Source organism: Novosphingobium sp. FKTRR1, from assembly GCF_020404405.1.
GTDB lineage: Bacteria > Pseudomonadota > Alphaproteobacteria > Sphingomonadales > Sphingomonadaceae > Novosphingobium.
Genome location: NZ_JAIZDA010000021.1, coordinates 48,363 through 57,793 on the forward strand (window position 1 = coordinate 48,363; position 9,431 = coordinate 57,793).

The 9,431-nt window shown below is 65.7% G+C and carries 8 protein-coding genes; 6 read left to right on the forward strand and 2 right to left on the reverse strand.

Annotated features, from left to right (window positions below; all coding sequences use genetic code 11):
* The first annotated feature begins 35 nt into the window (after positions 1-35).
* From kdsB to LDN95_RS17140, 4 genes are read left to right on the forward strand one after another with little or no spacing between them, the layout of a single operon-like run.
* Complete coding sequence (gene kdsB, locus LDN95_RS17125) at positions 36-839, forward strand: 3-deoxy-manno-octulosonate cytidylyltransferase (protein WP_226018789.1); 804 nt, start codon at positions 36-38, stop codon at positions 837-839.
* A complete protein-coding gene (kdsA, locus tag LDN95_RS17130; RefSeq protein ID WP_226018790.1) occupies positions 839-1,690 on the forward strand; it encodes a 3-deoxy-8-phosphooctulonate synthase in 852 nt (283 codons plus the stop codon). The genes kdsB and kdsA overlap by 1 nt, the downstream gene beginning before the upstream one ends.
* Before the next feature lie 7 nt (positions 1,691-1,697).
* Positions 1,698-3,311, forward strand: a complete 1,614-nt coding sequence (locus LDN95_RS17135; protein ID WP_226018791.1) for a beta-3-deoxy-D-manno-oct-2-ulosonic acid transferase — start codon at positions 1,698-1,700, stop codon at positions 3,309-3,311.
* Positions 3,308-4,603 (forward strand): capsule biosynthesis protein, encoded by a 1,296-nt coding sequence (locus LDN95_RS17140; RefSeq protein WP_226018792.1) that lies wholly within the window; start codon positions 3,308-3,310, stop codon positions 4,601-4,603. Before LDN95_RS17135 ends, LDN95_RS17140 begins: the two co-directional genes overlap by 4 nt.
* Here LDN95_RS17140 and LDN95_RS17145 read toward each other — a convergent pair.
* Entirely contained in the window at positions 4,567-5,286 is a 720-nt protein-coding gene (locus tag LDN95_RS17145; protein ID WP_226018793.1) for a fatty acid desaturase family protein, read from the reverse strand. The two genes, LDN95_RS17140 and LDN95_RS17145, sit on opposite strands and share 37 nt — an antisense overlap.
* Before the next feature lie 129 nt (positions 5,287-5,415).
* Between LDN95_RS17145 and LDN95_RS17150 the strand changes: the two genes are divergently transcribed.
* Both LDN95_RS17150 and LDN95_RS17155 read left to right on the forward strand, forming a co-directional pair.
* A complete protein-coding gene (locus LDN95_RS17150) occupies positions 5,416-6,669 on the forward strand; it encodes a glycosyltransferase (protein ID WP_226018794.1) in 1,254 nt (417 codons plus the stop codon).
* Between the two features lie 79 nt (positions 6,670-6,748).
* Positions 6,749-7,714: a M48 family metallopeptidase gene (locus LDN95_RS17155; protein ID WP_226018795.1), complete on the forward strand. Its 966-nt coding sequence runs from the start codon at positions 6,749-6,751 to the stop codon at positions 7,712-7,714.
* Between the two features lie 44 nt (positions 7,715-7,758).
* On the opposite strand, the gene LDN95_RS23245 is transcribed toward LDN95_RS17155, so the two are convergent.
* Entirely contained in the window at positions 7,759-9,123 is a 1,365-nt protein-coding gene (locus LDN95_RS23245) for a sugar transferase (RefSeq protein ID WP_226018796.1), read from the reverse strand.
* Positions 9,124-9,431 lie beyond the last annotated feature (308 nt).

The following is a 9,431-nucleotide window of genomic DNA, read 5'->3' on the forward strand; positions in this document are numbered from 1 at the left end:
AAAGGCCTGTATCGGTTCGGCCCTGTGATTGATCAATGAACCACGATTTCGCCATTCTGATCCCGGCGCGCCATGCCTCGCAGCGCTTTCCGGGCAAGCCGCTTGCGCCCTTGCGCGGCGCGGACGGAACTGCGCGCCCGCTTATCGAGCGCAGTTGGATGGCCGCCTGCGCCATCGCCGATCGGGCAAAAGTCTGGGTGGCGACCGATGATGACCGTATCGCCGATGCGGTTCACGGGTTCGGCGGGCAGGTGGTGATGACGCCGGCCGCGTGCCGCAATGGCACCGAGCGGTGCGCGGCGGCGATCGACTCGCTCGGGCCGGTCGCGCCGATCGTCGTCAACTTGCAGGGCGATGCGCCGCTGACGCCCGATTTCGTGGTCCGCGATCTTGTCGCAGCGCTGGCGGCCGACGCCGAGGCCGTGATGACGACACCGGCGGTGCGCTGTTCACCCTCGCTCTATGCCCACCTTGTCGGCGATCAGGCGGTCGGACGGGTCGGCGGGACGACCGTGGTGTTCAACGCGCAGCGCCGGGCGCTGTACTTTTCCAAGCGGGTCGTGCCGCATGTCGCGCCCGAGCGCCCGGATGGCCATGCGCACGTGCACCTTCACCTCGGCGTCTATGCCTATCGACCGGCGGCGCTGGCGGCCTATGTCGCGACGCCGCCTTCGCCGCTTGAGGAGTTGGAGGGTCTGGAGCAGTTGCGCTTCCTCGAAACCGGGCAGCCGATCCGCGTGGTCGAATTCGCTCCGCTGGATTGGGACTGCATCGAATTGAACAATCCGCAAGATATTCCCGCGATCGAAGCGGTCTTGCGCCAGCGCGGTATCCGCTGATGACGGCAAGCTCGATCAGCCTGACCGATGCGGTCACTTTCGCCAACGATCGGCCGTTCGTGCTGATCGGCGGGATCAACGTGATCGAAAGCCGCGATTTGCTGCTGCAAGCGGCCGAACATTTCGTCGGCGTGACCCGGGCATTGGGCGTGCCGTTCGTGTTCAAGGCCAGCTTCGACAAGGCCAATCGCAGTTCGATCCGCTCGTTTCGCGGGCCCGGGCTGGAACACGGGCTGGCTTTGCTGGCCGAAGTGAAGGATCGCTTCGGGGTGCCGGTGCTGACCGATGTGCACGAGCCTTATCAGGCCGCGGCCGTGGCCGAAGTGGCCGATATCCTGCAATTGCCCGCATTCCTTGCGCGACAGACCGATCTGGTGGTGGCCATCGCGCGCACAGGCGCGGTGATCAACGTCAAGAAACCGCAGTTCCTTGCGCCCGAGGAAATGCGCCACATCCTGATCAAATGCGCCGAAGCGGGCAACCAGCGGGTACTGCTGTGCGAACGCGGCAGCAGTTTCGGGTACAACAATCTGGTGGTCGACATGCTGGGGATCGACCTGATGAAACCGATGGCGCCGGTCGTGTTCGACGTGACCCATGCCCTGCAAAAACCGGGCGGGCGCAGCGACAGTGCCGATGGGCGCGGCAAGCAGGCTTCTGCGCTGGCGCGTGCCGGGATCGCGGTCGGCATCGCGGGTCTGTTTGTCGAGGCGCACCCCGATCCGGCCAGCGCCTTGTGCGATGGGCCAAGCGCGCTGCCGTTGGCCGAGCTTGAGCCGTTTCTGCGCCAGCTCGTGGCGATCGATGCCGTGGTCAAGGGGTATCCCACGCCCGATCCGGTCACGGGCTGAGCCGCGCGTGCCAGCCGATTTTCTGCGTATTCCGCCTTTCCCGGGGCACCGGGCAAAGGCGATCAGCCGGGATGGAAACGCCACGCTTGATGCAGGGGCTGTCGCAGCGCTGGTTGCGGCGCGGGTCGGTGGCACCTTCTGGGGCGCGCAGCCACCGCTCGACCCGGCCGAAGGCGTGCTGCTGGCGCCCGATGACAAGGCGCAACTGGCGGAAATGCTCGAGGCGCTCGGCAACCGTCCGGCGGTGCTGTACGGACCGGTGGGGCTGGCGGCGCCGGATCTTTATCGCTGCATCGCCTATACTTGCGATCCCTGGTGGCTGGCGCGTCATACAGGCGAGGTCTGGGCCGGGGCCGGGCAGGAACTGGCGCTGGTGGCCGGGTTGTGCGGTACGGCCTTGCGGGTGTTCGGCGATGGCCCCTTCGTTGCCAGCGCCACCGATGCGGTGGGGCTGACCGCCCGCACGCTGGCGCAACGCGAGTGGGTCGATCCGTTCACCGATGAGCCGTCCGATCTGGCACGGACCGTCGCCTTGCTTGCCGATTGGCGACGCCTGATCGACAGCAACCGCGATGTCGCGGCGGTGTTCGGCGTGGCCCGCTGGAAACGCGTGACGTGCGATCCGTTGCTGTGGGACGGCAGCGGCGCGGTTCGCCATGCCCGGCAGGTGCCGGCCGGTTTGCGACCTGATCAGCAGGTGCTGGCATGGCGATCGCGCACCAGTCCGGCAGTGCTCGATGATCTGACCCGACGCGGGGTGGCGATTGCCGAGGTCGAGGATGGCTTCATCCGGTCATCGGGGTTGGGGGCCGACTGCGTACCGCCACTGTCGATCATCGCCGACCGGTCGGGCATCTATTTCGACGCGAGCGGGCCAAGCGATCTCGAAAGCATTCTGGAGTCGACGGAAGTTTCGCCCGCGACGCGCGAACGTGCGGCGGCATTGCGCGAGGCGATCGTGCGTGGCGCCGTCAGCAAGTATGGGCAGGGCGGCGCCAGTACAGGACGGGCAAGAGATGGCCGTCGTCATGTGCTGGTAACCGGGCAAGTCGAGGATGATCGCTCGATCCTGACCGGAGGGGCCGGTATGTCCAATCTGGAGTTGCTTGAGCGGGCACGCGCCATTGAGGGCGATGCCTGGATCATCTACAAGCCGCATCCGGATGTCGAGGCTGGTCACCGCAAAGGGCAGGTAGCAATCGGTGACGTCATGCGTCTGGCTGATGAAATCGCACAGGAAGCCCCGATTCTGCCGCTCATCAATTCGGTCGACGCGTTGCACGTCATTACATCGCTCGCCGGGTTCGAGGCTTTGCTGCGGGGCAAGGATGTGACCACGCACGGCACACCGTTCTATGCGGGCTGGGGGCTGACCCGCGATCTTGCCCCGGTGCCCGCGCGCCGTTCCCGCCGGCGTTCGCTGGATGAATTGGTGGCCGCCACGCTGCTCGCTTACCCGCGCTATGTCGATCCGCTTACCCGCTTGCCGTGTGGGCCGGAACTGCTGGTGCGGCGCATGGCGGCGGGGCAGGCGCATGTGGCCTCACCATTGATCGCGTTGCGCCGCTGGCAGGGGTGGCTAAACCGAACGATGCAGGCAGTGTCAGGAGGGGAGCGATGAACGCGATTACTCCGATCCGGCGGGAATTTCTGTTCCTGCAAGGGCCGCCGGGGCCGTTCTTCCGCTTGCTGGCAGATGCGCTGCGTGAGCACGGGCTGGGGGTTCACCGCATCAATCTATCCGGGGGGGACCGGTATGATTGGCCGCATGGCTCGACCGACTATCGCGGAACGCAGCGCGGCTGGCCGATGGCATTCGACCGGTTCGTACGCTCCAATGGCATAACCGATCTGGTGGTCTATGGCGATTGCCGCCCCATGCACAAAGTTGCGCTGCGCATGGCGCAGTTGCGCGGCATCCATATCCACGTGTTCGAGGAAGGGTATATCCGTCCCGACTGGATGACGCTGGAACGCGACGGGGTGAACGGCCATTCGCCCTTGCCGCGCGACCCTTCGCTGATCGAGGCCGCCGCGCGCTGGTTGCCGCCGATTCCCGATCTGCCGCCGATCACGTCGGCCTTCAAGCGGCGCGCGCGGGACAGTTACTGGCATTATCACCACGTGGTGACGGGCAAGCTGCGGTTTCCGTTCTATACCAGCCACCGTCAGGGCTCGATCACCATGGACGGCATCCGCTGGCTGATGAAGTTCGCGCGCAGAAAGCGCCGCGCCCGGCAGGCCGAAGCCACGCTGGCGCAGATCGCAGGGCGCAAGTTCTTCCTGTTTCCGCTGCAATTGACCGGCGACTATCAGATCCGCGCGCATTCACCGTTCGGCTCGATGCCGGTCGCGGTGGATTATGTGCTGGAAAGCTTTGCCGCGTTCGCGCCGGCCGACACCTTGTTGCTGGTCAAGGAACACCCGCTGGATAGCGGCAAGCGCAATTGGCGCGCCTATCTTGAGCGTCGTTGCGCCCGGTTGGGCGTGTGCGACCGGGTGCTGCACCTTGATGGTGGCGATCTGCAATCGCTGTCCAAGACCGCACAAGGCATGGTCTGCGTCAACAGCACCTCGGGCACGCTCGCGCTGGAGGCCGGACTGCCGGTGGCGGTGCTGGGCGATGCGGTTTATGACCTGCCGGGCGTGACCCATCAGGGCGGACTGGATCTTTTCTGGACCGCGCCCGAAGTTCCCGACCGCAAGCTTTATGCCGCGTTCAAGAAAGTGCTCCACGCAAGTTGTCTGGTGCGTGGCGGGCTCGCCAGCGCATCGGGCGTCAGAATTCTGGTCCGTAACAGTGTCGAGCGGCTGCTCGCCGATCCCGAGACCGCGGTCCGGGACATGCGCAAGGTGCCGGTCCGCCGTGCCGCCCGTCAGGCCGAGGGCACCAGCCCGGCATCTGCCAGATAGCCGCGCGCGCGCAGCGTTCTGAACAGCAGGTTGATCGCCGGGTTCGACCAGCCGCAGTTGGTGGCAAAGTCACGCTGCAGCGTATCATGGTGCAACTGGTGCGCGGCAGGCGTCATCAACAGGCCCGCCCATCGCAGCGCGGTTATGAACCATGGGTTCTGCGCCCGGTGCAGCGAGCCGTGGAAGTATTGGGCAAAGCCGCCGCCGATCAGGAACGTGACCAGGCCCGCCATGATCCAGCCCGGTACCGGCAGCAGCGCCTGCGCCACGTTGCCGACCAGCGACAACGGCAGCGCAGCGACAATCACGGTCGATCCGATCAGCCGCCAGACCGGCCTGCGCCCCAACGCATCCGGGCGCGGGTGATGGTTCTTGAAGTCATAGGAAATCCGCTCGAACGGGCCGATCGTGGCCATGCGTTCGCGCAGCAGCGCCTGATAGTGGTCGGATTCGCGCGATCCTTCGTAAAAGAACAGGTCGTTCAGCCGCTTGCCCGGGGTGCAGGGGCGATAGTCCATCAGCATGTGGATCAGCCCGGACAGCAAGTCCGCCAGATACCAGCCGATCAGCGCCGCCGGGATGGCGAGCCATTGCGGACTGCGCAAGGCCGCCGACAGATTCACCAGCAGCGAAACCGTGAAAACCGCCAGAATCAGGTGTTGGCGCGCCTTTGCCGCAATCACTGGACTTCAAGCTCCGGGTTCGGTGTGCTGTTCGCGCTGTGCGCCGCGATGTTGCGCTGCGGTGATGGCTTGTCAAGCTGACCAGCCGCGCGCTAGGGCACGTTTCCTGCTGATTTGGACGGATCTCCCTTGCTCGCACGCTCAGTCGACCGTCCGTTCCTGTTCGATGCCAGCCGGCTGGTGTGGCGGGTGTGGACGGGCAGGCTGCCGACCGGGATCGACCGGGTGTGCCTTGCCTACATGGATCACTTCGGTTCGCGGTCACGCGCAGTGCTGCTGCGCAAGGGCTTGCGCGTCGTGCTGTCGCCTGCGCGCAGCGATGCGCTCTATGCGTTGCTGCGCCGGGGCGGACCGACCTTCCGGCGGGAACTGGTCCGGTTGCTGGCGGGCGCGGCGCTCGACCGGCCCCAACGTGGTCTGGCGGGGCTGATCTATCTCAACGTCGGCCACACCGGGCTTGATGCGGCTGGCCTGCCGCAGTGGTTGGCGCGCAAACGGCTGCGCCCGGTCTTCCTGATCCACGATCTCATCCCGCTGACGCATCCGCAATTCTGCCGCGAAGGCGAAGCGGACCGGCATCGCCAGCGCATGGCTCAGGCGCTGGCCAGTGCGCATGGGGTGATCGGGAATACCCAGGCGACTCTCGACGAACTTGCGACGTTTGCCAATGCGTTGGGGATGCCGGTGCCGCCCGGTCTGGTGGCCTGGCTGGGAACCGATCTGCCGGTCACGCAGCCCCGACCCGCCGCTCGGACGCGCCCGTATTTCCTGATGACCGGCACGATCGAGGCGCGCAAGAACCACGCGTTGCTGCTGGATGTGTGGCAAGCGCTGCTGGCCCGCCTGGGTGACGCCGCGCCGGACCTGGTGCTGGTGGGACAGCGCGGCTGGCGGGCTGATGCGGTGTTCGAACGGCTTGATGGGCAGGGCCCCTTGCGCGACCGGGTGCACGAGTTGGGCCGGTGCGACGATGCGACGCTGCTCGGCCTGATCGAGGGCGCACGCGCGGTACTGATGCCCAGCTTCACCGAAGGCTTCGGCATCCCGGTGATCGAGGCACTGCAGCAAGGGGTGCCGGTGGTGGCCAGCGATCTGGCGGTCTATCGCGAGATTGCCGGTGATGTGCCGATCTTCCTCGATCCGCACGACGTGGCGGGCTGGACCGCTGCGCTTGAGATGCTGTTGACCGATGGACCGGAAACCATGCAGCGTCGTGCTGGGGCAACGGCCTGGCGCGGGCCGACGTGGAACGACCATTTCGCCCGCGTCGAACCTTGGCTAGCGGAACTGGGGCTAGTGGAACTGGGGCTAGCGGAACTGGGGCTAGTGGAACCGGGGCTGGCGGAACTGGGGCTGGCGCAATCGGTCGCCACGCCGGATTGAGCGGTAAGGCCCGATCGGGACCATCGCGCGGCCCACTGGCGGTCCATGATCATCTTCGATACGCTGCCGGGACATGCTGATGCCAATGATCATATCCCCGTCCGCTCCGCGCCCGGTCGGCAAGCGTTTCGGCAAAATCGCAAGCTGCGCTGCGGTCGGCCTGTTCCTGCTCGCCAGCGCGACGCAAGTGGCAGCGGCACCCAAGGCGCCGATGCCGGGCTGGCCATCCCAATTGCGGCAGGATCTTGCCCGGCTGGGCCAGATGGAATGGCGCTTGCGTGCGGCTGCGGGTGATCGCTGCCCGGCGATGGCCGCAGACGTCGGGGTGACGTTCGACGACCGGCGTGCCTATCCCAAGGCGGTCTGGCCGGAACTTGCTGCGGCTGTAGGCCTTGGCAGCGCCCCGGTCATCGCCGCCGTGGCTACCGGCAGCCCGGCCGAGCGGGCGGATGTGCGGCCGGGTGACGAGGTCGTGGCCATCGCCGGGCGGCCTGTCGAAACGATCATTGCAGCCGCGTATGACGATGCGCTTGCGGCCGATACGCTGGCCGATTTCGTCGCCGGGCAGAAGCCGGATCAGCCGATGACGATCGCGCTACGCCGGGGCGGTCAGGCGCTGACCATCACGCTTGTTCCGGTCCATCATTGTTCGGCGCGCTTCGTTCTGGTGGCCAACGATGCCATCGAAGCGCACAGCGATGGCCACAATGTCGCGGTTTCGACGGGATTGATGGACTTTACCGCAAGCGATGATGAGCTGGCGTTGCTGGCGGGACACGAACTCGGCCACGTCCTGCATGGCGATCTCAAAGCGCGCGACTTGGCCCAGCGGCGCGACATGGAGGATGCGGCCGATCTGGCCGGTGCCCAGTTGCTGCGCTGCGCAGGCTACGACACCAACAAGGCGGCGGATTTCTTCGACCGCTATGCCCGGCGCGAAGTGCTGGGGTTTCTGCGCCTTCCCACCCATCGCTCGCCAAAGGCGCGCGCCGAGCGTGTCCGCTCTGCCGGTCCGGGTGACTTTTGCCAGTTGCCGGTCAAATAGGCCGCGAGAGCCGAGTGATCGGCCAATCTGTCCGGTAAAACCGGTCAGAACGCCCGATCGTGCACGACCACGCGCAGGGTGTTGATGATGATCAGCACATCGCGCCAGATCGTCCAACCGTCCAGATATTCGAGATCGGCCTGAAGACGCAGGGCCAGATCCGATTCGCTGTCGGTCGCGCCGCGCAAGCCGCGGACCTGGGCAAGACCGGTCAGACCCGGCTTGAGCGAGTGGCGCAGCCAGTAGCGGTTGTCGACTTCCCAAAACAGCTTTTCTCCCGCCAGCGAGCCGATGGCGTGCGGGCGAGGGCCGACGATGCTCATTTCGCCGCGCAGCACGTTGAACAGCTGCGGCAGTTCGTCGATGCTGGTCGACCGGATGAAGCGTCCGATCCGGGTAATGCGGTCATCGTCCTTGGCCGCCGACCGCGCTCCGGTCGAATCAAGCTGGGCCACCCGCATCGAGCGGAATTTGAAGATCGGAAAGAAGCGGTTGCCGCGCCCGGTGCGCTGCTGGACGAAGAACACCGGTCCGCCGTCCTCAAGCTTGATCAGGACCGCAACGGTGGCCAGCAGCGGCGCAAGGAACAGCACCGCGCTTCCGGCAAGGGTGATGTCGAGCAGGCGCTTGGCCGCACGGGCGCGCGAGCCGAGCGGGCCGCTGGCCACCACCAGCGCGCCATAGCCATGTTCGCGCCGCGCCCCAAGCACGCCCAGCCGGGCCACTTCGGTGTCGACGATCTCGCCAAGGATGTTGGCGCTCTTCAGCACGAGGGCCCATGCCGCGCGCCGTTCGGGCGGGCAGGTGACCAGCACCCGGTCCATGTTCGTCATGTACAGGCCGATGCGGTCCATCATGTGCGGGTTGGACAAATCCGGCGTAAGATGATGTTCGGCGGCATTGATCTGATAGGCGTTGGGCGCCTGCACCGCGCTGCCGCCATCATCGATCACCAGCAGGTTCACCCCGGATCGGCCGCAACGCGCCTGGATCAGCGGCCTGAACAGCGAGCGCACCGCCATCAGGATCATCAGACACAGCAGCAGCGAAACCAGCGTGGATGATCGCGAATAGTCCTCGGTCCGCTTGGTGACGAAGCCGATGTAGAGCAGCACGGTTTCTGCCGCGACGAGTGCGCCAGCCGCGCGCAACCGGGCAAGGTTCGGCCGCAGCAAGGCACCCAGATTGTAGACCTGCAGGCTGAGGGCTGCCGTCCAGTAGACCGGGACCAGCAATTGCGCGTGCAGCATCGAGTGCTGCTGGGTGAACGCGCTGTCGAAAATCGCTCCGCCCAGCGCGGCGGCAAGGACGATCGCTGCGGCATCGGCCAGCATGAGAGCAAGATAGATCTGCAGACGGCGCAGTTCGAGCGGCGGGGCCAGCGGCAAAGTGACCCGCTTGCGTTGCATTGAACGATCGATATCCCCGAGGGGAATGTGCTTCGTCATGACTCGCCTTGCCCCATGCGGTTGCGCACCGCTCATCACATCATGCACGGTTCCGTCGTGTCGGTTCGACTGACGGCTTTATTGTGAGACCTGAGTCTCGACGGCCTCACTATGCTGCACTGCGCAAAATTACTAAGCCTAAGAGCCCGAGCGAAAAGTGGTTGAGCGATATCAGTAGGTTGTGATTCAGCGTCGTTGTCGAGACGATGGAGGAAGCACATGCCCTGGACTGATACCGCTCGCCGCAAGCATATGCGGGAAGGTGCGGG